The 21,686-nt window shown below is 72.7% G+C and carries 22 protein-coding genes; 8 read left to right on the top strand and 14 right to left on the bottom strand.

Annotated features, from left to right (window positions below):
• Window positions 1–63 precede the first annotated feature (63 nt).
• Complete coding sequence (locus ACFQ87_RS04630; protein WP_380609085.1) at window positions 64–321, top strand: hypothetical protein; 258 nt, start codon at window positions 64–66, stop codon at window positions 319–321.
• Window positions 322–377: 56 nt separating this feature from the next.
• Here ACFQ87_RS04630 and ACFQ87_RS04625 read toward each other — a convergent pair whose 3' ends face one another.
• Together ACFQ87_RS04625 and ACFQ87_RS04620 are read right to left on the bottom strand one after the other, a co-directional pair.
• Complete coding sequence (locus ACFQ87_RS04625) at window positions 378–1,196, bottom strand: isocitrate lyase/phosphoenolpyruvate mutase family protein (protein ID WP_380609084.1); 819 nt, start codon at window positions 1,194–1,196, stop codon at window positions 378–380.
• An 11-nt stretch (window positions 1,197–1,207) separates the two neighbouring features.
• On the bottom strand, window positions 1,208–1,696 hold the full coding sequence (locus tag ACFQ87_RS04620) for a carboxymuconolactone decarboxylase family protein (protein ID WP_380609083.1): 489 nt from the start codon (window positions 1,694–1,696) through the stop codon (window positions 1,208–1,210).
• 176 nt (window positions 1,697–1,872) lie between these two features.
• Here ACFQ87_RS04620 and ACFQ87_RS04615 point away from each other — a divergent pair, with 176 nt between their 5' ends.
• From ACFQ87_RS04615 to ACFQ87_RS04605, 3 genes are all read left to right on the top strand, one after another.
• The gene (locus tag ACFQ87_RS04615) at window positions 1,873–2,652 is read left to right on the top strand and encodes an NRDE family protein (protein WP_380609082.1); all 780 of its coding nucleotides are present in this window, start codon (window positions 1,873–1,875) and stop codon (window positions 2,650–2,652) included.
• A 92-nt stretch (window positions 2,653–2,744) separates the two neighbouring features.
• A complete protein-coding gene (locus ACFQ87_RS04610) occupies window positions 2,745–2,981 on the top strand; it encodes a hypothetical protein (RefSeq protein WP_380609081.1) in 237 nt (78 codons plus the stop codon).
• Window positions 2,982–3,080: 99 nt separating this feature from the next.
• The gene (locus tag ACFQ87_RS04605) at window positions 3,081–3,998 is read left to right on the top strand and encodes an undecaprenyl-diphosphate phosphatase (protein ID WP_380609080.1); all 918 of its coding nucleotides are present in this window, start codon (window positions 3,081–3,083) and stop codon (window positions 3,996–3,998) included.
• Between the two features lie 69 nt (window positions 3,999–4,067).
• On the opposite strand, the gene sigJ is transcribed toward ACFQ87_RS04605, so the two are convergent.
• The gene (sigJ, locus tag ACFQ87_RS04600; RefSeq protein ID WP_380609127.1) at window positions 4,068–4,952 is read right to left on the bottom strand and encodes an RNA polymerase sigma factor SigJ; all 885 of its coding nucleotides are present in this window, start codon (window positions 4,950–4,952) and stop codon (window positions 4,068–4,070) included.
• Window positions 4,953–5,077: 125 nt separating this feature from the next.
• Between sigJ and ACFQ87_RS04595 the strand changes: the two genes are divergently transcribed.
• Window positions 5,078–5,527, top strand: coding sequence for a carboxymuconolactone decarboxylase family protein (locus ACFQ87_RS04595; RefSeq protein WP_380609126.1), 450 nt, complete (start codon window positions 5,078–5,080; stop codon window positions 5,525–5,527).
• A 42-nt stretch (window positions 5,528–5,569) separates the two neighbouring features.
• Here the strand turns inward: ACFQ87_RS04595 and ACFQ87_RS04590 are convergent, their stop codons facing one another.
• Window positions 5,570–6,823, bottom strand: coding sequence for an RNA-guided endonuclease InsQ/TnpB family protein (locus tag ACFQ87_RS04590; RefSeq protein ID WP_380609079.1), 1,254 nt, complete (start codon window positions 6,821–6,823; stop codon window positions 5,570–5,572).
• A gap of 162 nt (window positions 6,824–6,985) precedes the next feature.
• Here ACFQ87_RS04590 and ACFQ87_RS04585 point away from each other — a divergent pair, with 162 nt between their 5' ends.
• Entirely contained in the window at window positions 6,986–8,407 is a 1,422-nt protein-coding gene (locus ACFQ87_RS04585) for a PLP-dependent aminotransferase family protein (RefSeq protein WP_380609078.1), read from the top strand.
• Between the two features lie 57 nt (window positions 8,408–8,464).
• On the opposite strand, the gene ACFQ87_RS04580 is transcribed toward ACFQ87_RS04585, so the two are convergent.
• The 10 genes from ACFQ87_RS04580 to ACFQ87_RS04535 all read right to left on the bottom strand — a co-directional run bounded on the left by ACFQ87_RS04580 (window position 8,465) and on the right by ACFQ87_RS04535 (window position 19,292).
• Window positions 8,465–8,659, bottom strand: coding sequence for a DUF6126 family protein (locus ACFQ87_RS04580; RefSeq protein ID WP_380609077.1), 195 nt, complete (start codon window positions 8,657–8,659; stop codon window positions 8,465–8,467).
• A gap of 30 nt (window positions 8,660–8,689) precedes the next feature.
• Entirely contained in the window at window positions 8,690–9,325 is a 636-nt protein-coding gene (locus ACFQ87_RS04575) for a helix-turn-helix domain-containing protein (protein ID WP_380609076.1), read from the bottom strand.
• Window positions 9,326–9,408: 83 nt separating this feature from the next.
• On the bottom strand, window positions 9,409–11,121 hold the full coding sequence (locus ACFQ87_RS04570) for a pyruvate dehydrogenase (protein WP_380609125.1): 1,713 nt from the start codon (window positions 11,119–11,121) through the stop codon (window positions 9,409–9,411).
• A gap of 192 nt (window positions 11,122–11,313) precedes the next feature.
• Complete coding sequence (locus ACFQ87_RS04565; protein WP_380609075.1) at window positions 11,314–13,719, bottom strand: glycoside hydrolase family 65 protein; 2,406 nt, start codon at window positions 13,717–13,719, stop codon at window positions 11,314–11,316.
• 301 nt (window positions 13,720–14,020) lie between these two features.
• On the bottom strand, window positions 14,021–14,767 hold the full coding sequence (locus tag ACFQ87_RS04560) for an HAD family hydrolase (protein WP_380609074.1): 747 nt from the start codon (window positions 14,765–14,767) through the stop codon (window positions 14,021–14,023).
• A gap of 111 nt (window positions 14,768–14,878) precedes the next feature.
• Window positions 14,879–15,679, bottom strand: a complete 801-nt coding sequence (locus ACFQ87_RS04555) for a VOC family protein (protein WP_380609073.1) — start codon at window positions 15,677–15,679, stop codon at window positions 14,879–14,881.
• 266 nt (window positions 15,680–15,945) lie between these two features.
• Complete coding sequence (locus ACFQ87_RS04550) at window positions 15,946–16,395, bottom strand: SRPBCC domain-containing protein (protein ID WP_380609072.1); 450 nt, start codon at window positions 16,393–16,395, stop codon at window positions 15,946–15,948.
• Window positions 16,396–16,534: 139 nt separating this feature from the next.
• Window positions 16,535–18,262 (bottom strand): LCP family protein, encoded by a 1,728-nt coding sequence (locus ACFQ87_RS04545; protein WP_380609071.1) that lies wholly within the window; start codon window positions 18,260–18,262, stop codon window positions 16,535–16,537.
• Between the two features lie 245 nt (window positions 18,263–18,507).
• Window positions 18,508–18,786 carry a hypothetical protein gene (locus tag ACFQ87_RS04540; RefSeq protein WP_380609070.1) on the bottom strand — a complete coding sequence of 93 codons (279 nt, stop codon included), beginning with the start codon at window positions 18,784–18,786 and terminating at the stop codon, window positions 18,508–18,510.
• A 77-nt stretch (window positions 18,787–18,863) separates the two neighbouring features.
• On the bottom strand, window positions 18,864–19,292 hold the full coding sequence (locus ACFQ87_RS04535; protein WP_380609069.1) for a hypothetical protein: 429 nt from the start codon (window positions 19,290–19,292) through the stop codon (window positions 18,864–18,866).
• Window positions 19,293–19,467: 175 nt separating this feature from the next.
• Between ACFQ87_RS04535 and ACFQ87_RS04530 the strand changes: the two genes are divergently transcribed.
• Window positions 19,468–20,043 (top strand): TetR/AcrR family transcriptional regulator, encoded by a 576-nt coding sequence (locus ACFQ87_RS04530; RefSeq protein WP_380609068.1) that lies wholly within the window; start codon window positions 19,468–19,470, stop codon window positions 20,041–20,043.
• Window positions 20,044–20,131: 88 nt separating this feature from the next.
• A complete protein-coding gene (locus ACFQ87_RS04525; RefSeq protein WP_380609067.1) occupies window positions 20,132–21,583 on the top strand; it encodes an MFS transporter in 1,452 nt (483 codons plus the stop codon).
• Window positions 21,584–21,686: the final 103 nt, after the last annotated feature.

The following is a 21,686-nucleotide window of genomic DNA, read 5'->3' as shown; positions in this document are numbered from 1 at the left end:
GTTCAGGGGTGACGGTCCGCGCCACCCGGTTACCTGAGGGCGGCCCGGGTCGTTCGGCAGGGCATGAAGAAACTCGCCACCCTGGCCGCCCTCACCATGGCGGGCCTCGCCCTCGCCGCCCCGGCGGCCTCCGCCACCACCCAGACCGCCAGCTCGCCGGACGCCACCGGCGGCATCACCGACGGTCTCAACCTGTCCCCCGCCGACCTCGCCCTCCGGACCGCGAGCAAGCTCCCGGTGGTCGGGCACACCGCCGACGAGGTGGAGGCCGTCGGCACCAACCAGATGTCCCACCCGGGGCTCAGCGGACAGATCGGCTGACGATCGGGTGACCGGCTGACCGACCCCCGTCCGGTCAGCCGGCCGCCCTCCGCCGCTCAGCCCTCGGAGAGGGCGTTGAGCTCCTGGTAGGTCAGTCCGCCGTTCAGGCAGGTGTACGTTCCGCTCGCGTACACCTCCTCGGCCGCGCGGCGGACCGCCGCGTACGCCACCTTGCCCAGGCCGGGGCCCAGGCTGATCCGGGCCACGCCGAGCTTCGCCAGTTCGGCGACCGACGGGGAGCCGGGGGCGGCCAGCACGTTCAGCGGGGCGGGGACGGCCGCGACCAGGGCCGCGATGGTCTCCGGATCGGCCACGCCGGGGACGAACACGCCGTCCGCGCCCGCCTCGACGTACATCCGCAGCCGGCGGACCGCCTCGTCGAACCGGCCCCCGGGCTCGCCCAGGCCGCGCAGGAACACGTCGGTGCGGCCGTTGACGAACAGGTGCACGCCTGCGGCCCCGGCGGCCGCCCGGGCGGCCGCGATCCGCTCGGCGGCCTGCTCCGGGGTGTACTCGGCGTCCTCCAGGTTCACGCCCACCGCACCGGTGGCGAGCAGCGCGGCGACCGTCTCGCCGACCCCGGCCGCGGTGTCCGCGTAGCCGCTCTCCAGGTCCGCGGTGACCGGCAGGGCGACCGAGCGGACCACCTCGGCGGTCCGGGCCAGCACCTGGTCGCGGTCGGCGCCGCCGGCGCCGCCGCCGTCCGGGCTGCCGAGCGACCAGGAGACGCTGGCGCTGGCCGTCGCCACCGCCTTCGCCCCGGCCGCGGCCACCAGCCGGGCGCTCGCCGCGTCCCAGACGTTGGCCAGCACCACCGGCTCGCCGGGACGGTGCAGTTCCTTGAGCAGCCGGGCCCTGTCCTGCTGGGTGGTCATCTCGGCTCCGCTCACTTCGCTGCCGGGCTCATGCGGGTGGACACGCCGATCCGGTTCCAGGCGTTGATGGTGGCGATCAGGGCGATCAGCTGGGCGAGTTCGGTCTCGTCGAACTGCGCGGCGGCCTCCTGGTACACCGCGTCCGGCACGTGGCCCTGGGTCAGCAGGGTGACCGACTCGGTGAGGGCCAGCGCGGCGCGCTCGCGGGCGGTGAACCAGGGGGTCTCCCGCCAGGCGGGGAGAGAGACCAGCCGGTGGTCCTGCTCGCCGTTCTTGCGGGCGTCGGTGGCGTGCATGTCGATGCAGAAGGCGCAGCCGTTGATCATCGAGGCGTGCACCTTGACCAGCTCGGCGATCACCGGGTCGACGCCCTGCCGGGACGCCCGGTCCACGGCGATCATGGCCTGGTAGTACTCGGGCGCGAGCCTCGGCATCGCGAGGCGCTGCTCCGGCGCCGGCACCGGGCCGTCGGTCGTGTTCGGGGTCTCGTTCGTCGTCATGACTACCAGCGTAGGAGCGCAGTGGCCTGCCGTCCTGGTGCATTCGGCGCCGGGTTCCTTGGGCCATTTCCGGCGCACGAACAGGAGTGCGATGATCCCTGAGGGGGTTCCCACCGGGATCCACGGCAGGGCTCCGGCAGGACTCCGACAGGACGAGAGTAGGGGGAGACGGGACCGTGTGCACGGCGTTCGTCAGCATCGAGCCGGGGGCGGCGGTACCGGTGCTGCTGCTGTCCGTCCGGGACGAGTACCTCGGGCGCGGCTGGCTGCCGCCCGACCACCACTGGCCGGACCGGCCCGGGCTGCTCGGCGGGCTGGACCTCGCGGCCGGCGGCACCTGGCTGGCCATCGACCCGGCCCGGCGCACCGCCGCCTGCCTGCTGAACGGCTTCGGCCCGCTCGCCCCCGCCGACGCCCGGCTCAGCCGTGGCGAACTGCCGCTCACCGCCGTCCGGCAGGGCGGGATCGGGCACCTCGACCTCACCCCGTACGACCCCTTCCACCTCGTCCAGGTCGGCCCGGACGGCGCCCGGGTCACCAGCTGGGGCGGCGGACGGCTGGAACAGCACGAACTGCCCACCGGCCTCAGCGTGGTGGTCAACGACGGACTGGAGGGGACGGCCGCCAACCGCACCGCCTCCGAACGGATCCGGACCCTGATGGCCGCGCGCGCCGACCACTTCCGGGCCCGCTTCGCCGCCGCGCCCAGACCGGAGCCGACCGCCGACGGGACGGCCGCCGGGGCCTGGGGCGCGTGGCTGCCGATCATCACCGGCGACGGGCTGGCGCTGGACGAGGGCGCGGCGCTGATCCAGCGGCGGGACTTCGGCGACGGGCGGATCTGGGGCTCCTCCTCGATCTCCCTGCTGGCCCTCGGACCGGAGCTGCTGCGCTACGACTTCGCGACCGCGCCGGCGCCGGCGGACGGGTCGGGGTGGCAGCAGGTGGTGGCATGAACCGGGCGGCGCGGAAAAGGACTTGAACCTGACGCTGCGGTAGGCGGCATCGTGGGCGTCTGTCGACCCCTCGCCCCCGAAGGAGGCCAGCGATGCCCACGACGCCCACCCCGCCCGCGGCGGACCGCTCCCGCCGCCCCTGCGCCCTGCTGCCCGCCGTCCTCGCCGTCACCCTGCCCCTGGTGGGCGCCCCGCTCACGGTGACCGCCGGAATGCTGATCGGCGGCGCCGTGCACCAGGTGGTTCCGGCCAACGCCGTCCCGGGCGCCGTGACCGCGGTGCTGGTCCGGCACCTCGGGGCCGGTGTCGCCCAGACGTACGCTCGATGAACTTCTGGCGGCAAGGCTGCCGGGCGTCTACATGCCGGTAGTAGCTTCGCGGAGGCCCCCGGAATCGGCGGGCCGCAGCCCCCCGAGCGAAGGTGCGCGATGTCCACCCTGACCTACCCGGAAGCGATAGGCGTCGGCCTGCTGCAGGGTGTGACGGAACTCTTCCCGGTCTCCAGCCTCGGCCACAGCATCCTGCTCCCCGCCGTGATCGGCGGAAAGATCCAGCAGGACCTCGACATGACCGCCGACGGCTCCTCCTACCTCGCCGCCCTGGTCGCCCTGCACCTGGCCACCGCGCTCGCCCTGGTGGTCTTCTTCTGGCGGGACTGGGTCCGGGTGGTCAGCGGCCTGATCAGCTCCGCCCGGCACCGCCGGGTGCAGACCCGGGACGAGAGGCTCGCCTGGCTGCTCATCATCTCCACCATCCCGGTCGGGGTGGCCGGCCTGGCCCTGGAGAAGGCGCTGCGGCACGCGCTCGGCAAGCCCGTCCCGGCAGCGGTCTTCCTCGCCCTCAACGGGCTCGTGCTGCTCGGCGCCGAGCGGCTCAAGCGCGGCGGCACCGGCCGCCGCCGGGCCGGGCACGCCGCCCCGATCGACGAGCCGGGCCTGGACCCGGCGATCGCCTCCGACGCCCGGCTGACCAAGCTCAGCTTCGGCCAGGGCGCCTTGATCGGCGCTGCCCAGATCCTCGCGCTCTTCCCCGGCATCAGCCGCTCCGGCGTCACCATGAGCGCCGGCATCCTGCGCGGACTGCACCACGAGGACGCCGCCCGCTTCTCCTTCCTGCTCGCCACCCCGGTCATCCTGGCCGCCTCGGTGCTCAAGGTGCCCGAGCTCTTCAAGCCGGAGAACTCCGCCGTGCTCGGCCCCGTCGCCGCGGGCAGCGTCGCGGCCTTCGTCGCGGGCTACATCTCGGTGCGCTTCCTCACCAAGTACTTCGAGACCCGCAGCCTGACGCCGTTCGCGGTGTACTGCTTCCTGGCCGGCGTCGGCAGCGCCCTTTACCTGTCGATCTGAACACCTGTCGATCTGAGTCCTCACGTCCGACGGGCCGTCCGGCAGGTTGCCGGACGGCCCGTTCCGCGTCTACGCGGTGAGGCCCAGGGTGGCCAGGCGGGTCGGGTCGGTGAGGATGTCCATCGCGGCGATCCGACCGTCGTGGATGGTGAAGGACATGACCGACAGCGGGCGGCCCTCGGCGAAGGAGACCACCCCCGGCGAGCCGTTGACCAGCACCAGGCGCCCGTCGGCGGCGAAGCGGGCGAAGGTGATCGCCTGCGAGGCGACGTCGGCTGCGCCGCGGCGAAGCACGCTCGGCACCAGCGTCCCGCCGTCGGAACGGGCCACCACCCCGGGGTCGAGCAGGGTCAGCAGGGCATCGAAGTCACCGCCCCGGGAGGCAGCCAGGAACGCCTCCACCACCTCGCGCTTGCGGGCGTTGTCGGAGTCGGCGGCCGGGGTGGCGCCCTGCACCCGGCGGCGGGAACGACTGGCCAGCTGGCGGGTGGAGGCCGAGGTGCGGCCGAGCACCTCGGCGATCGCGTCGAAGGGCACGTCGAACATGTCGTGCAGCACGAAGGCCACCCGCTCCGCAGGGGAGAGCGTCTCCAGGATCACCATCAGCGCGATCCCGACCGAGTCCGCGACCAGGATCTCGTGCACCGGGTCAAGCGCCGCCAGCCCGCTGACCACCGGGTCCGGTAGCCGTACCTGCCCCTCCTGCTCGGGCAGCAGGTCCTCCCGGCGGGAGGCCCTGGAACGCAGCTGGTCCAGGCAGACCCGGCCGACCACGGTGGTGAGCCAGGCCCCGAGGTTCCTCACCTCGCTCACGTCACTGCGGCTCAGCTTCAGCCAGGCCTCCTGGACGGCGTCCTCGGCCTCGGCCACCGACCCGAGCATCCGGTAGGCCACGGACCGCAGTTGGGGGCGCTCGGCCTCGAAGCGCTCGGCCAGGGAATCGGCTCGGGAAATTTCCTCGCTCACGTGTCACATCCTCGCGTCGGGATCCGTCGGATCAGTGACGGACGCTAACCGAACAACAGGAGACCGTGGTGAACACCGCTTCCACCGGCACCGACAGCACCACCACCGCCCGCATGAAGAACCCCGCCCTGGTCCTGCCGGACGCGATGAAGGGCATCCAGAACATCTACAAGGCCGTGTACCAGGGCGGTGTCTCCCCGCAGCTCCTGGAGCTCGTCCACCTGCGCGCCAGCCAGATCAACGGCTGCAGCGCCTGCGTGTTCGCGGGCGTCCAGGGCGCCAGGAAGCACGGCGAGACCGACGAGCGGCTGCACGCCGTCGTCGCCTGGCGCGAGGCCCCGTTCTTCACCGACGAGGAGCGCGCCGCCCTCGAACTCACCGAGGCCGCCACCCGGATCGCCGACCGCACCGGCAAGGCCGTCCCGGACCACATCTGGGACGCCGCCGCCGACCACTTCAACGAGGAGCAGCTCTCCGCGATCATCCTGATGATCTCGCTGACCAACTTCTTCAACCGCCTCAACACCACCGTCGAGGAGCCCGCCGGCGCCACCTGGAACTGACCGGCGACAGGCGAGAATGGAGCCCTTGACATCCTCCCCCGGCTAAGGCCGGGGGATTCCTCCCGCGCCTGCGACACGGACACCCGTGGGTCGCAGATCGCCGAGGCGGGTTCCCCGTTCAACGGGCCGTGCCTGACGCGGGATTGCCACGCCGGGTCTTACCAGCCCTCCAGGGGCGTTTAGCCTGTCCGCCTGCCCGGCGGCCAGGATGTTTCGAGCAGCGTTGAGGTCACGGTCATGCAGTACCCCGCACTCCGGGCAGGCCCACTCGCGGACCGCGAGCGGCTTGGGTCCGTCGCGGTGTCCGCAGTCCGAGCAGAGCTGGGAGGACGGGAACGCGCGGTTGACGACGTGGATGGTGCGCCCGTAGCGGGCTGCTTTCTCTTCGAGCAGTCGCCGGAAGGTGGACCATCCGGCGTCGTGGACGGACTTGGCCAGACGGCCCCGGGCAAGGCCGCGCACGTTCAGATCCTCCAGGTAGAGGGCTTGGTTCTCGCCGATCAGCCTGGTGGTCTGCTTGTGCAGCCAGTCCATGCGGGTGTCGGCCACCTTGGCATGGGCCTTGGCGACCTTGCGCCGGGCCTTGGCCCGGTTCTTCGACCCCTTGGCCTTGCGGGACAGCTCCCGCTGCGCGGCCTTGAGCTTCTTCTCCGCCTTGCGCAGGAAGCGCGGGTTGTCGATCACTTCGCCAGTCGACAGGACGGCGTAGGTGGCCAGCCCGAGGTCGATGCCGACCTCGGCATCGACCTCGGGCAGGTGGTCCGGTTCCACGTCCACGACGAAGCTGGCGTGGTACCGGCCGGACGGGTCCAGCACGATCGTCACGGACGACGGGTCAGTGGGCAGCGCCCGGGACCACTTGACCCGCACATCGCCGATCTTCGCCAGGTTCAACTTCCCGTTGGACCGGATGCGGAACCCGTTGCGGGTAAACCGGAGCGACTGCCGGGCATCGCGCTTCGACTTGAACCGTGGCAAACCGACCGGCCGACCTGCGCGCTTGCCGGACACCGAGTCGAAGAAGTTCCGGTAGGCGGTGTCCAGGTCCCGAAGGGACTGGATCAGCGGGTCCACACCGACCGAAGCGAGCCACGCCCGCTCAGCCGTCCTCTTCGCCGCCGTGATCACCAGCTTCTGCAGATCCGTGCCCTTGGGGTACGCAAGTCCGTTCTTCCGGGCTTCCTTCCGTACCTCGAGAGCGTCGTTGTACACCACCCGTGCACATCCGAACGTCCGGGCAAGCGCCTCGCGCTGACCCACCGTCGGGTAGATGCGATAGCAGTACCTCAGATGCACACAATCAACCTACCGAAGGCCACTGACACAATGGCTCCCGTCAGAACCTCCGAAGATCGCTCCGCCACTTCGCGGCTCCGATCCAAGGACCCTCCCCACCCTCCGGGCGGGGGGACCCCTATCTTCCCGGCCGGAAGGCCGGGGCATCCTGGGAGATCAAAGGTGAACGGCTCCTGGACCTCCTTCGGCGGCGACCTGCACCTGGACCTCACCGAGCGGCGCGCCGCCGGCACCGGGCTGCGGGCCGCCCTGGAGGACGCCCTGCGGGAAGCCGTCCAGGCCGGCCGGCTCGCCCCCGGCACCCGGCTGCCGTCCTCCCGGGCCCTCGGCGAGGACCTCGGCATCGCCCGCAACACCGTCGTCGAGGCGTACGGCCAGCTCACCGCGGAGGGCTGGCTCAGCTCCCGGCAGGGCTCCGGCACCACCGTCGCCCGGCGGGCCGCACCCTCGCCCGCCGTACGGCCGGCCCGGCCGCAGACACGGCGGCGGACCGTCCGGCACGACCTGATGTCCGGGCGGCCCGACCTCTCGCTCTTCCCCCGCACCGCCTGGCTCGCCGCCGCCCGCCGCGCCCTCGCCACCGCGCCGCACGAGGCCCTCGGTTACGGCGGCCCGCTCGGCCGGATCGAACTGCGGGAAGCACTCACCCACTACCTGGCCCGGGTCCGCGGCGTGCGCACCGACCCGGACCACCTGCTCATCTGCAACGGCGTTCAGCAGGGCCTCGGCCTGCTCTGCGCCGCCCTGCGGGAGCGCGGGGCCCGCTCGCTCGCGGTCGAGGAGTACGGGCTGCCGCCGCAGCACGCCGTCGTCCGGGCCACAGGGCTGACCACCGCCCCGCTGCCGCTCGACTGCGAGGGCGCACAGGTCGATCGCCTCGGTCCCCGCAACGGCGCCGTGCTGCTCACCCCGGCCCACCAGTACCCCACCGGCGCCCCGCTGTCCGCCGACCGGCGGGCGGCCGCGGTGCGGTGGGCGCGCGAGCAGGACCGGTACGTGATCGAGGACGACTACGACGGGGAGTTCCGCTACGACCGGCAGCCGCTCGGCGCGATGCAGGCGCTCGACCCGGAGCGGGTGGTGTACGCGGGCACCGCCGCCAAGAGCCTCGCCCCCGGCCTGCGGCTGGCCTGGCTCGCCCTGCCGGACGCGCTGGTCGAACCCGTCGCCCGGCTGAAGGTGCTGGCCGACACCATGTCCCCGGTGCTCGACCAGCTGACCCTCGCCGAACTGATCACCTCCGGCACGTACGACCGGCACGTGCGGCGCTGCCGCCTGCACTATCGGCGCCGCCGCGACCGGCTGGTCGCGGCCCTCGCCGAACACGCCCCGCACGTCCAGGTCACCGGTATCGCCGCCGGCCTCCACGCCGTCCTCCAGCTCCCGCCCGGCTCCACCCCCGAGCCCGAGCTCCTGGCCTGCGCCGAAGCCGCCGGCCTGGCCCTCAGCGGCCTCGCCTGGCACCGCGCCGGCCCAGCCGACGAGGCCGCCGCGCCGGCCCTGGTGATCGGCTACGCCACCCCACCCGAACACGCCTTCCCGGCAGCCCTGGACGCCCTGTGCGACCTGCTGCGCCGGGCATGAAGTGGGGATCCGCCGCCCCTCCCCGAGGAGTGGAGGGCTCCGCAGCCTCCGCGCCGACTACTTGTTGCGGCTGCCCAGTTCGAACAGCAGGATGATGAACCCGGCGAAGACGTGGATGCCCGCGGTGTAGATCACCAGGCGGTGGTAGACCCGCTTGTTGGCCCACTTGCCGGCATCCATGGTCTTCGGACCGGTGGGGGTGTCGGCGACGGCAGCGGTCGTGGTGGTGATGGTGGTGGTGGGATCGGCCATGGGGATCTCCTCCAGGGGCCTGACGATGGGTCAGTGGGTCGCTGCGGGGCCGCCGCCGAGGCAGAGTTCGCCGCCGGGGCTCTGCAGCAGGGTGTGGATGAAGAGCAGTTCGACGCCGGTGTCGGACTCGGCGGCGATGCAGTGCGGGGTGAGCGAGTCGTAGTGGGCGGAGTCGCCGGGGGCGAGGTGGTGGACGCGGTCGCCGAGGGTCAGCCGGAGTTCGCCCCGCAGGACGTACAGCCACTCCTCTCCGGGGTGGACCCGGACCACCGCGTCCTGGACGCCCGGCGGGACGTGCACCCGCAGGGCCTGCATGGCGCGGCCGGGGGCGCCGGCCCGGCGGTAGCCCCAGCCGCCGGCCCGGCCCGGCTCTATGGCGCCGCCCCGGACCACCGGGTCGGGCTCGGCCATCGTCTCGCCGAGCAGCCCGGAGACCGAGGTGCCGTAGGCGCGGGCGAGGCCGAGGAGGACGGGCAGGGAGGGCTGGCGGCGGCCGGTTTCCAGCCGGGACAGATAGGCTGGGGAGAGCCCGACCCTCGCCGAGGCGACCTCCAGGGTGAGCCGGCTGCTGAGCCGGTGTTCACGGAGGCGGGCGGCGAGGCCGGCGACTTCCTGGTCGTCGAGCTGGTCGCCGGTGGCGGGGGTGCCGCTGGGGCTGGTGGTCATGTGACCAGTGGACACCTCGCCTGCCGCACGGGCAAGGCTTTTGCCTCAGGGGCAAAGTCCGCCCGAATGCCCCTCCGCCCCGCTCACGGCCGGGGAATGTTGCGCAGATTGCTGCGGGCCAGGTCGATCATCCGCCCGACGCCGCCGGAGAGCACCGTCCGCCCGGCCGCCAGCGCGAAGCCCTTCAGCTGGGCGGCGGTGATGTACGGCGGGATGGACAGCGCGTTGGGGTCGGTGACCACGTCCACCAGGGCCGGGCCGGGCCGCTCCAGCGCCTCCGCCAGGACCTCCCGGACCCGGGCCGGCTCGGCGACCCGCTTGGCCGGGATGCCTATGGCCCGCGCGATGCCCGCGTAGTCCACGTCGCCGTTGTCGATCTCGAACTCGGGGTAGCCGGAGACCAGCATCTCCAGCTTGATCATGCCGAGCGCGCCGTTGTTGAACACCACCGTCTTCACCGGCAGCCGGTGCTTGGCCACCGTGAGCAGTTCGCCGAGCAGCATGCCGATCCCGCCGTCGCCCGCCATCGCGATCACCTGCCGTCCGGGGCAGGCGAGTTGGGCGCCGATGGCGTGCGGGAGGGCGTTGGCCATCGAGCCGTGCAGGAAGGAGCCGATCACCCGGCGGCGGCCGTTCGGCTGCAGGTAGCGGGCGGCCCAGACGTTGTTCATGCCGGTGTCCACGGTGAACACCGCGTCCGGGGCGGCCACCTCGTCGAGCACCGAGGCGACGTACTCGGGGTGGATCGGCAGGTGCTTCTCGATGTCCCGGGTGTAGGCGCCGATCACGTCCTCCAGCGCCCGGCAGTGCTTCCTCAGCATGCCGTCCAGGAAGGAGCGGTCCTTCTTCTCGTCCAGCAGCGGCAGGACGGCCCGCAGGGTGGCCGCGACGTCCCCGTGCACGGCCAGCTCCAGCGCGGTGCGCCGGCCCAGCCGGGTGGCGTCGTGGTCGACCTGGACGGTACGGGTCTGCGGCAGGAAGGAGTCGTACGGGAAGTCGGTGCCGAGCAGCAGCACCAGGTCGGCGGAGTGCAGCGCCTCGTGGCAGGCGCCGTAGCCGAGCAGGCCGCTCATGCCGACGTCGTACGGGTTGTCGTACTGGATCCACTCCTTGCCGCGCAGCGAGTGCCCGATCGGTGCCTTCAGCGCCTGCGCGGCCTCCGTCACCTCGTCGTGCGCCCCGCGCACCCCGGCGCCGCAGAACAGGGCGACCCGGCGGGCCGCGTTGAGCAGCCGGGCGAGTTCCTGCACCTGGGACCAGGGCGGCGCGGCGACGGCCTGCTCGGTGAGGAAGTGGCTGGTGCCGGTCGGCCCGGCGGCGGGGTGGGCGGCGACGTCCCCGGGGAAGGCGAGCACCGAGACGCCGTGCGAGCCGATCGCGTGCTGGATCGCGATCCGGAGCAGCCGGGGCAGCTGGGCGGGGGTGGAGAGCATCTCGCACCAGTTGCTGCAGTCGGTGAACACCCGCTCGGGGTGGGTCTCCTGGAAGAAGCCGGTGCCGATCTGCCCGGACGGGATGTGCGAGGCGAGCGCGAGCACCGGCAGGCCGCTGCGCTGGGCGTCGTACAGGCCCTGGATGAGGTGGGTGTTGCCGGGGCCGCAGGAGCCGGCGCAGACCGCGAGGCGGCCGGAGAGCTCGGCCTCGGCGGCGGCCGCGAAGGCGCCGGCCTCCTCGTTGCGGACGTGCACCCAGCCGATGCCCTCGGCGCGGCGGATCGCGTCGACGATGGGGTTGAGGCTGTCGCCGACGACGCCGTAGACCCGCTCCACCCCGGCCTGCCGGAGCACCTCCACCATCTGTTCGGCCACGCTCGCCACGGGAGTACTCCTTCGGTCGCCGCAGGACACCTGCACCCTCCGACGGGCCGTGGAACGGCGCACCCGGGGTGGGACGAACGGGTGAGGGCGACGGACGGGCGAGGGCGACGGACGAGGGCCCGCTCCGCGCGACGGGAGCGGGCCCTGAGCGGCCCCGGGGTGGTCCGGCGGCTACTCCGCCGCCAGGTGGTCCTGTTGCCCCAGCTTGCCCGCGGCCAGCCCCGCCTGGGGCTGGCGGCGGGCCGGCTCACGGCCGGGGGGCTGGGCGCAGCGTTCCTGGGCGGGCGGGGCGGTGGTGGGCAGGGTGACCGGGAAGCCGGCCTTGACCTGCACCGCCTCGCCGTCGTGCCGCAGGTGGATCACCTCGCCGCGACGCAGCGTGTAGGTCGTCCCGTCGTGGGTGATCTGCACGCCGAGCAGGTGCCCGCGCACCAGCAGCGAGAAGCTGAGCTTCATCAGCCCGGAGGGCAGCCGGGGCCGGAAGCTGAGCGTCTCGCCGTGGTCGCGCAGGCCGCCGAAGCCGGCCACCAGGGCGATGCAGGCGCCGGCGAGCGAGGCCATGTGGAGGCCGTCGCGGGTGTTGCCGCCGAGGTCGTGCAGGTCCATCAACGCCGCCTCCGCCGTGTAGTCGTAGGCGAGGTCGAGTTGGCCGACCTCGGCGGCGATGACGGCTTGGGTGCAGGCGGAGAGCGAGGAGTCGCGGACGGTCAGCCGCTCGTAGTACGCGAAGTTGCGGGCCTTCTGCTCGTCGGTGAAGGCGTCGCCGCGCACCTGCATGGCGAGCACCAGGTCGGCCTGCTTGACCACCTGCTTGCGGTACAGGTCGAAGTACGGGAAGTGCAGCAGCAGCGGGTACTTCTCCGGCTCGGTGTTCTCGAAGTCCCAGAGCTGGTGGTGGGTGAAGCCGTCGGCCTGCGGGTGGACGCCGAGGTCCGCGTCGTACGGGATGTACATCGCGGCGGCGGCGTCGCGCCAGGCGGCGGTCTCCTCGGTGTCGACGCCGAGGGCGCCGGCCTCGCGCGGGTGGCGGACGGCGGCCTCGGCGGCGGCGCGCAGGTTCGTCTGCGCCATCAGGTTGGTGAAGACGTTGTTGTCGGCGACGGCGCTGTACTCGTCGGGGCCGGTGACGCCCTCGATCCGGAACTTCCCGGCGACGTCGTGGTGGCCGAGCGAGCGCCACATCCGGGCGGTCTCCACCAGAAGTTCGAGGCCGTACTCGCGCTCGAACTCCTCGTCCCCGGTGGCCCGGACGTAGCGGGCGACGGCGACGGCGATGTCGGCGCCGATGTGGAAGGCGGCGGTGCCGGCCGGCCAGTAGCCGGAGCACTCCTCGCCGCGGATCGTGCGCCAGGGGAACACCGCGCCGGCCAGGCCGAGTTGGGCGGCCCGGTCGCGGGCGAGCGGGAGGGTGGTGTGCCGCCAGCGCAAGGCCTGGTTGACGGCGCTGGGCAGGCAGTAGGTGAGCACCGGCAGGACGAAGGTCTCGGTGTCCCAGAAGCTGTGCCCGTCGTAGCCGGGGCCGGTCAACCCCTTGGCGGGGATGGCCCGTTCCTCGCTGCGGGCGCCGGCCTGCAGGACGTGGAAGATGCCGAACCGGACGGCCTGCTGGAGTTCGACGTCGCCCTCGATCTCGACGTCGCTGGTCTTCCAGAACTCCCTGAGGAAGTCGGCCTGTTCGGCGACCAGGCCGTCCCAGCCGGTGTAGCGGGCGGCGGTCAGCGCGGCCTCCACCTGGTCCCCGACGGCGGGCAGCGAGCGGGTGCCGGACCATCCGTAGGACATGAACTTGACCAGCCGCAGCCGCTGCCCGGCCCCGAGCACGGTGGTGACGCTGATCCGGCAGTGGCCGGCCTCGGCCTCGGCGACGGTGTCGAGCTTCTCCGGGCCCTCGATGACGTGGTCCATCCCGGCCGCGACCCGGATGCCGCTGAAGCGGGTGCGGTGCACCAGGACGGCCTTGGTGCCGCTGGCGTGATGCGCCTCGGCCTGCAGCGGGGCCTCCAGGACGGCGGCGGCGCGCGGGTCGCCCTCGGGGCCGCCGGGCAGCTGCTCGTTGGCGACCAGCTCGGACTGGAGCACGATCCGCACCGGCCCGTCCACCGCCTCGACGCTGTACTCCACGGCGGCGATGGCGCGCTGGGTGAGCGAGACGAGCCGGGAGGAGCGCACCCGGATGGTCCGCCCGGCCGGGGACATCCACTCGGCCTCGCGGTGCAGCATGCCCTCGCGGAAGTCCAACCAGCGCTTGTGGCTGAGGAGTTCGCCGTAGCGCAGGTCGAAGGGCTCGTCGTCCACCAGCAGGCGGATGATCTTGCCGTTGGTGACGTTGATGACGCTCTGGCTGGACTCGGGGTAGCCGTACCCGCCCTCGCCGTACGGGAGCGGGCGCAGTTCGAACACGCCGTTGAGGTAGGTGCCGGGCAGGCCGTGCGGCTCGCCCTCGTCCAGGTTGGCGCGCAGGCCGATGTGGCCGTTGGACAGGGCGAAGACGGATTCGGCCCGGGCCAACGCAGCCAGGTCCAGGCCGTGTTCGGTGATCTGCCACGGGTCGACCGTGAAGTTGTCCGCAGGACTCATGCGCCCACCTCGCTACGCTCGGCAGGGGCATTCGCCCACACGCACCTCTTGATGACTCGCTCGCTCTGCTCACTCATGCGCCCACCTCGCTACGCTCGGCAGGGGCATTCGCCCACACGCACCTCTTGATGACTCGCTCGCTCTGCTCACTCATGCGCCCACCTCGCTACGCTCGGCAGGGGCATTCGCCCACACGCACCTCTTGATGACTCTCCCCCAGCCTTCGGCCGGGGGGACCCCCATGCTCCGCTCACTCATGCGCCCACCCCGCTACGCTCGATGACTCGCTCGCTCCGCTCGCTCATGATGTGCCCCCCAGCAGCTCGGAAAGGTCGTCGACGACCACGGTGGCGCCGTCGCGGCGCAGTTCGGCGGCCTGCCCGGTGCGGTTGACCCCGACCACCGCGCCGAAGCCTCCGGCCCGGCCGGAGGCGACCCCGGCGAGCGCGTCCTCGAAGACGACTGCGTGCGCGGGGTCGACGCCGAGCTCGCGGGCGGCGTACAGGTAGGTGTCGGGGGCGGGCTTGCCGGGCAGGCGCTGCTCCTTGGCGACCACGCCGTCCACGATCACGTCGAACAGCTCCAGGATGCCCGCCGAGCGCAGCACGTCCCGGCAGTTGGCGCTGGAGGAGACCACCGCGCTGGGCAGTCCGAGCGCGCGCAGCCGGTGCACGTAGGCGACCGAGCCCTCGTAGGGCTCGACCCCCTGCTCTCGGATCAGCCGCAGCACGGTGTCGTTCTTGGCCCGGCTGATCCCCTGCACGGTGCGGGCGTTCGGCGGGTCGTCCTCGGCCCCCTCGGGCAGGTCGATGCCCCGGCTGTGCAGGAAGGCCCGGGTGCCGTCGAGGCGCGGGCGGCCGTCCACGTAGGTGTCGTAGTCGTTGACGGCGTCGAAGGGGACGAACTGCCCGCCGGTGCGGGCGGCTTCGGCGCGCAGGAAGGCGTCGAAGGTGTCCTTCCAGGCCGCGGCGTGCACCGTGGCGGTCTGGGTGAGCACCCCGTCGAGGTCGAAGAGGAAAGCGCGGATGTCGTCCGGTAGCCCCAGCATGGGTGCAGTCTTACCCGGGAACACGGGGGAAGCCGCCCATTCCCGGCGGCGCGTCGCGGGAAGGGCGGCTTCCGGTTGCCGGGCCGTCGTGGCCGCCCCGGCCCGCCGTCACTACGGCGAGTCGGGCATCTGCGCCTCGGGCGCCTGGATCACCGAGAAGACGGCGCCCTGCGGGTCCCGGACAACGGCCATCCGGCCGGACTGCATGTCGAACGGCGGCTGGATCACCGCACCACCGGCCTTGACCAGGGCGTCCACCACGGAGTCGGTGTCGTCCACCGAGAAGTACGTCATCCAGTGCGAGGGCGTGCCGGCCCCGAGGTACCCGGGGATCTTCTGCATGCCGCCGACGGTGCGGTCGCCGACGTTCAGCGAGAAGTAGCCGTCCATGCCCTGGATGGTGGCCGGGCGCAGTCCGAGCGCCGGTTGGTAGAAGCGGCCGGCCGCGTCGGTGTCGGTGGTGTTGAGCTCGTTCCAGACCAGCGCGCCGGGCTCGTTGACCACGCCCGCGCCGATGAAGTCCATCGCCTGCCAGACGCCGAACACCGCGCCGGTCGGGTCGGCGGCGACCATCATCCGGCCGATCGTGCCGATGTCCATCGGCTCGTAGAGGATCGTGCCGCCGGCCTCGGCGATGGACCGGTTGGTCTGGTCGGCGTCGTCCGAGGCGATGTAGGTGGTCCAGGCGACGGGCGGCACCGGCTGGCCCTCGGGCGCGGACTGCGTCATGATCCCGGCGACCGGGCGGTCGTTGAGCGTGCACACGGCGTAGCCGCCGTACTCGGCCGGGCCGATCTCGCCCTGCCAGCCGAACAGGTCGCGGTAGAAGTCGAGCGCGGCCTGCTGGTCGCTCGCCATCAGGTCGATCCAGCACGGGGTGCCGGGCTTGTACGGATCGGTCACTACGGGCATCGTTGGGCCTCCCGGAGGCGGTGGTGGCCGGCTGTGGTGTGTCGGTCGGGCGGCGGCCCGGCCGGGACCGGTACCACCGTCCGCGCGGACGGTGGTACGACGGCGGTACACCGCCCACCTTCGGCCCGCCGCCGCGTTCTCGCCACCGGACGGCGCCCTGGCGGGCGACCGGCGCCCCGACGGCTGCCGTCACCGGCGCACGGACCGGTGCACGGGCTGGCGCACGGACCTGCGAACAGACCGACGCTCGGACCGGCCACCGGGGCTCACTCGGGGTCGTGCCGCTTGGCGGTGACGAAGTACGGCTGCACCTTGCCGCTCTGCGCGTAGTCCTTGAGCCGGACCAGCAGTTCGGCCCAGGTGCCGGCCACCATCGGCACACCCTCCTCGCTGCCCGGCTGCCAGCCGCCGTGCCGGAACAGCAGCCGGGTGCGCTCGGGCTCGTCGGGCTGGTCGGCGAGGTCCCAGCTGATCCAGGTGCCCGCCCAGTGCGGCGGGAAGGCTCCGGCGTTGGCCCACACCACCCGCTCCAGGTCGGCCCGCTCGCGGCGCAGCCGGAAGGGCTCGGGGACGCCGGGGAAGTCGAAGAGCAGCACGTCGTCCTCGCGGTCCACGGTGGTCGTCCACCAGCTGGTCAGCCCGTCGTGGGTGTTGAGCGCGGCAAGGACGACGGCCCGGGGCGCGGCGATGTCGATCTGCATGGCGATCTCGGGCATGGGGTCCGCCTTTCGGTGCCGTGGTGGTCCCCTCTCGGGGCGCACGGGCCCCAGGCCCACCATGGCACGACCCCCGGGCCCACGCGCCCCGGAGGGCGCCGGTCCCGGGGGTCGTCCCCGCGCCGTCCGGTGGTGGCGGTCAGCCGCCGCTGCCGTAGGTGGTGTTCGCGCAGATGTCGTCGTCCGCCGAGCGGGCGTCGTTGGTGACGGTGGTCGGCAGCGGCTGCGGGGCCGCCGGGGCGCCGGGGGTGGCGGCGGAGCCCGTCCCACCGGGCGCGAGGCCCGCGGCCGCCGCGAAGTCCTGGCCGACGATCACCGAGATGCCCCGCGCGCTGCTGGGCTCCAGGCTGGCGCCCGGGAACAGTGCCGCGACCTTCTCGGCGTTCGCCTTCTGGCTGGAGCTGTACTCGATCGTGGTGGTCTTCTGCTTGGTGCTCGCCGCCTGGCCCGCCGTGCTGGCGGTGAACTTGGCGGTCTTCAGCTGATCGGTCGCCTTGCCGGCCAGGCCGTTGACGGTCGTCCCGTTGTAGACCGCCACCTTGATCGAGGAGTTGGTGGCGTCCCCGGCCGGGGCGGGCGGGGTGCTGGCCGCGGCCTGCGACGGCGCGGCGCTCGTGCTGGCAGGGGCGTCCGGCTGCTGGCCGGTGGCGTTCTGGCCGTCGATGGTCTGGTCGGCCTTGAGGGTCTCCCAGAGCTTGTTGGCGTCCGGCTGGACCAGGTCGATGTTGGCGTCCTGGGTGCGGTAGCGCCAGGGCGCGGTGACGAACTTGAGGTCGTGCATGTCGATGTTCTTCAGCGACAGGCCGAAGGAGAGCAGCTTGTCCGCGGAGTCCAGCCCCGGGTCGACGGTCAGCGACTTGGTCGCCGCGTCGGCCAGCGGCAGCAGGTTGGTGGGGCTCAGCCCCTCCTTCTTCATCTTGGTGGCGAGCGAGCTCATGAAGGCCTGCTGGCGCTTCATCCGGCCGATGTCGGAGCCGTCACCGATGCCGTGCCGCAGTCGCACGTAGTCGAGCGCCTTCTGGCCGTCGACGGTCTGCTTGCCCTGCGGCAGGACGAGGTCGCCCTTCTTGTGCAGGTTGGGGTTGATGTCGCCCTCGTAGATCGGCTTCGGCAGGCAGATGTCCACGCCGTTGACGGCCTTGGTCATCGCGGCGAAGCCGTTGAAGTCGACCACCATGGTGTGGTCGACCCGGATGCCGGTGACCTTCTCCACGGTGTTCTGGGTGCAGGCCGGGTTGCCGCTGTCGCTGCCGCCGACCGAGAAGGCGGCGTTGAACAGGTCGTTGCCGCCCTTGGTCCACTTGCCGTTGGGCAGCTTGCACGGCGGGATCGGGACGATCGTGTTGCGCGGGATCGAGATGCCCACGGCGTGCTTGTGGTCGGCGTAGACGTGCAGCAGGATCGTGGTGTCCGAGCGGGCGCCGCCGTCCTCGCCGCCGCCGAGGTCGGAGTTGTTGCCGCCCCGGCTGTCGGAGCCGATCAGCAGCACGTTGACCGGCTTGTTGCCGTCCGCGTCGGCCTTGGCCTCCGGCGGGCGGTCGGTGGATATCGCGTCCGCGTCGAAGGACTTGATGTTGGCGTTGAGCTTGAAGTAGATCGCGCCGCCGGCGCCCGCGATCAGCACCAGCACGCCCGCCGCCGACCAGGCGACGATCTTCTTCACGTTCTTCTTGGGCTTGGCGTTCTTGCGCGCCGCCGCCCGGCCGCCGCCCGCGGCCCCGGAGCCGCCGCCGCCCTTGCCCTGCGCGGACCGGCGGGCCTCCGCCCGGCCGCCGCCGCTGCGCGGCCCGGGCACGGAGCCCGTAGCGCCTTCCGTCGTGGGCACGTCCTCGCCCCGAGCCGGGCTCTCGCCCTTCCGACCTGACATGCGCGTACCTTTCACCGACGGAAGCGACGCCCCGGACGATCTGGCGCACCGCACACAGAAGAGACGGACGAGGCCCCTCCCAGGTTGCACGTACGAAGGTCGGCACAGACCGACCATCGTGGCTTCCGATCATATTGAGAGCGAAGACGATCACAGCCCTCAGGTACACCTACAATCCCCGGCACCACATGGCGGTTTGCCGACATACCACCTGAAAACGCCTGATTCGGACAGGCCTGCGCCGCCTAGAAGGCGTAGGGGATCACGCCGTCGGACCGGGCCTCGACCTCGGGGCCCCGCATGGCCGGATCGGCCGCCGGGTCGCCCGTCACGGGGGGCGGCGGGGGGTGCCAGGCTCGTCGGCGGCGGCGCCGGCGAACGAGGGCGCCCGGGGTGACGGTGACGTGGCCCGCCGTGACGACGGCTGACTCGGTGGCGGTGACGCCGCGGCGGGCGGCGATCCGGTCGGCGGCGTCGGCGCAGCCGAACACCTGCTGGATCCGGTCAAAGCGATTGGCCGTCACATCGCTGGCCGTAGAACTGCTTTGAGGATCGGTCGGACCACTCCGCCAGGGCTCTGGACCGACCCCGGCCGGAACGGTCAGGCGCCCTGGCGCACCTTGACGCCGCCGACCAGCGAGTAGGAGCGGACCTTGACCACCGGGCCGCCGGGCTCGCCGGTCACGCCCTTGCTGCGGCCGCCGAGCAGGGAGAAGCCGCTCACCTCGACCGTGGTGCCGGCCGGGACGGTCAGGTCGACGCCCCCGAAGACCGAGAAGGCGTCCACCTCGGCCGAGGCACCCCCGGGGTAGGTCAGCTCCGCGCCGCCGACCAGGGCCGCCTTGACCAGGTGGGTCGGGGCGGCGGGCAGCGCGGCCTCGGTGTGGTCGAGCTTGGCGCCGCCGACCGCGGCGACGTGCACCGTGCGCTCGCGGGCCTCGAACTCGCCCCGGTGCTTCAGGCCACCCAGCAGGGCGACGCTCCACTCGGTGCGACGGGCCGGGGTCGAGGTGCTCTTCGTGATCTCCATGACCGCTACGCTACGGCCGGCCCCTGAGGCTGCGTCAGTGTCGGCGGGCACCCGTCCGACATGACATCCGTCATGGTCCGCGGGTGCCGGAGCCCAGGTGGCCGCCTTTCGGCCGGGTGCGCGCGATCTGACGGAGTTTTTGACAAGCCTGACAAGAACTGCCACGATCCTCACCATGGCACGCCCGAGGAAGTTCGACACCGAGGCCGCGATCGACGCGGCCATGAACACCTTCTGGACCAAGGGGTACACCGCGACCTCGACCGACGACCTGGCCGAGAGCACCGGCATGCTGCGCGGCAGCCTGTACAACGCCTTCGGCGGCAAGCGGCAGCTGTTCGAGCTGGCACTGCGCCGCTACCGGGAGGGTGGCGCGGGCGGCGACCGCACCATGTCGGACGACCAGCCTCCACTGGAGCGCATCCGGCAGTTGCTGCGCACCGGGGTGGACCAGGCCGCGGCCGACCACCGGGGCTGCCTTGCAGTCAACACCGTCACCGAACTGGCGCTGCGCGAGCCGGAGTTGGCGGAGCTGGCGCGCCAGGCGTTCGTCCCGCTGGAGGCCCGGCTGACGACGGCGGTCGAAGACGGCCGGCTCCGCGGCGAGATCCGCTCGGACCGCCCCGCCCGCGTGCTGGCCCGCCAGGTGATGGCCGCCTTCCACGGACTGCTACTGCAGGCCAAGGCCGGCTTCGAGTCCGAGTCGCTGCACGCGACCATCGACGCCGTCGTCGACGACCTGCGCCCCTGAGCCTTCCCGCCGGGCGACCCCGGCGCTTTTTCCGCCCGAGTTTTTGGCACTTTCACCAATAACTGCCCTCACCGGAGGCCGAACCCCGATGTCCGTCCTGTCCCGCCCGCTCCGCCTACCCCTGCTGCCCGTCATCCTGGCGGCCTTCTTCATGTACGGCTTCGACGGCAACGTCGTGAACGTCGCCCTGCCCGCCATCCGCAGCGACCTCGGCGCCGGTCAGGCCGCGCTGGAACTGGTCGTCGCCGGCTACGTGTTCAGCTACGCCACCGGGCTCGTCCTCGGCGGACGACTCGGCGACATCCTCGGCCACCGGCGGATGTTCCTGTCCGGGATGGCCGCCTTCACCCTGGCCTCCGTCCTGTGCGGACTGGCCCAGTCCCCCACCCAGCTGGTGCTCGCCCGACTGTTCCAGGGCCTCACCGCCGCCGCCATGGTGCCCCAGGTGCTCGCCCTGATCACCACCGCCGTCCCCGCCGAGGGCCGGCCGCGCGCTCTGGCCTGGTTCGGCGTGACCGGCGGACTCAGCGGTGTCTGCGGCCAGCTGCTGGGCGGCGTCCTGCTCGACGGCGACCTCCTCGGCCTCGGCTGGCGCGCGGTCTTCCTGGTCAACCTGCCGGTCGGGCTGATCGTCCTCGCCGTCGCCGCCACCGTCCTGCCGCGCTCCACCACCGGCCGCCGCCCCGCCCTGGACGGCATCGGCGTGCTCGCGATCTCCGGCTCGCTGGCCCTGGCGCTCGTCCCGCTCGTGCTCGGCCGGGAGGCCGGCTGGCCGCTCTGGGCCTGGGCGATGCTCGCCGCCGCCGTTCCCGCCTTCCTGGCCGCGCTGCGCTGGGAGCACCGCCTCGCCGGCCGCGGCGGGCAGCCGCTGCTCGATCCGGAGCTGTTCCGCGGCCGGGTCTTCCGGACCGGGCTGGCCGTCAACGCCGCCTTCATGGCCTTCTTCGCCGGGTTCGTCTTCGTGATCAGCCTCACCGTGCAGACCGGCTTCGGCTACAGCCCGCTGCGCTCCGGACTGGTCTTCACCCCCATGGCCGTCCTCGCCATGGTCGCCTCCCTGACCGGCAAGCGCCTGATCCCCCGCTACGGGCTCCGCGTCCCCGTCGTCGGCGGGGCGGTCACCGCCCTGAGCCTGCTGCTGACCGCACTCGCCCTGCAGACCGACGGCGAACGCCACGCCCTCCCCTGGCTGCTGACCACCATGGGCCTGATGGGCATCGGCAACGGCCTCGTCCTCCCGTCCCTGATCGGCGCCCCGATGGCCGGCATCACCCCCGAGCGCGCCGGCACCGCCTCCGGCACCCTCTCCACCACCCAGCAGTTCGCCGCCGTCACCGGCGTCGCCACCATCGGCGGCACCTACTTCGCGGTCCTCGACCACCACACCCACGCCACCGCCGCGGCCGCCGCCACCTGGCTCGCCCTCGCCGCTGTCCTCGTCATGATCGCCCTCACCCTCCGCCTCTCCCGTGCCACCAAGGCCCCGGCCCCCGCCCCGACCCCGCGCACCCCCGCCCGTACCCTCGCGACCAGGAGCTGACCGCGAACGGATCGGGCCCTGGGGGGGGGGGGGTGCCCCCCACCCAAGAACAACCTCCTCGGGGGGGGGGGGAAAAAGGGGGGAGGGCCGGAGCCGCGGCCCC

The sequence above is a fragment of the Kitasatospora sp. NPDC056531 genome (assembly GCF_042794375.1).
Lineage (GTDB): Bacteria > Actinomycetota > Actinomycetes > Streptomycetales > Streptomycetaceae > Kitasatospora.
The sequence above is the reverse complement of the archived record's forward strand: the minus strand, read 5'-3'. Positions and strand labels throughout refer to the sequence as shown.

Bases quoted from the DNA above. Each gene is read 5' to 3' on its own strand.
- ACFQ87_RS04625 (WP_380609084.1), bottom strand. From the start codon at position 1,196: ATGACCACCCAGCAGGACAGGGCCCGGCTGCTCAAGGAACTGCACCGT.
- ACFQ87_RS04610 (WP_380609081.1), top strand. From the start codon at position 2,745: ATGCCCACGACGCCCACCCCGCCCGCGGCGGACCGCTCCCGCCGCCCC.
- ACFQ87_RS04550 (WP_380609072.1), bottom strand. From the start codon at position 16,395: ATGCCCGAGATCGCCATGCAGATCGACATCGCCGCGCCCCGGGCCGTC.
- ACFQ87_RS04575 (WP_380609076.1), bottom strand. From the start codon at position 9,325: ATGACCACCAGCCCCAGCGGCACCCCCGCCACCGGCGACCAGCTCGAC.
- ACFQ87_RS04595 (WP_380609126.1), top strand. From the start codon at position 5,078: ATGAAGAACCCCGCCCTGGTCCTGCCGGACGCGATGAAGGGCATCCAG.
- ACFQ87_RS04535 (WP_380609069.1), bottom strand. From the start codon at position 19,292: ATGGAGATCACGAAGAGCACCTCGACCCCGGCCCGTCGCACCGAGTGG.
- ACFQ87_RS04580 (WP_380609077.1), bottom strand. From the start codon at position 8,659: ATGGCCGATCCCACCACCACCATCACCACCACGACCGCTGCCGTCGCC.
- ACFQ87_RS04570 (WP_380609125.1), bottom strand. From the start codon at position 11,121: ATGGTGGAGGTGCTCCGGCAGGCCGGGGTGGAGCGGGTCTACGGCGTC.
- ACFQ87_RS04560 (WP_380609074.1), bottom strand. From the start codon at position 14,767: ATGCTGGGGCTACCGGACGACATCCGCGCTTTCCTCTTCGACCTCGAC.
- ACFQ87_RS04630 (WP_380609085.1), top strand. From the start codon at position 64: ATGAAGAAACTCGCCACCCTGGCCGCCCTCACCATGGCGGGCCTCGCC.
- ACFQ87_RS04605 (WP_380609080.1), top strand. From the start codon at position 3,081: ATGTCCACCCTGACCTACCCGGAAGCGATAGGCGTCGGCCTGCTGCAG.
- ACFQ87_RS04530 (WP_380609068.1), top strand. From the start codon at position 19,468: ATGGCACGCCCGAGGAAGTTCGACACCGAGGCCGCGATCGACGCGGCC.
- ACFQ87_RS04555 (WP_380609073.1), bottom strand. From the start codon at position 15,679: ATGCCCGTAGTGACCGATCCGTACAAGCCCGGCACCCCGTGCTGGATC.
- ACFQ87_RS04565 (WP_380609075.1), bottom strand. From the start codon at position 13,719: ATGAGTCCTGCGGACAACTTCACGGTCGACCCGTGGCAGATCACCGAA.
- ACFQ87_RS04545 (WP_380609071.1), bottom strand. From the start codon at position 18,262: ATGTCAGGTCGGAAGGGCGAGAGCCCGGCTCGGGGCGAGGACGTGCCC.
- ACFQ87_RS04525 (WP_380609067.1), top strand. From the start codon at position 20,132: ATGTCCGTCCTGTCCCGCCCGCTCCGCCTACCCCTGCTGCCCGTCATC.
- ACFQ87_RS04620 (WP_380609083.1), bottom strand. From the start codon at position 1,696: ATGACGACGAACGAGACCCCGAACACGACCGACGGCCCGGTGCCGGCG.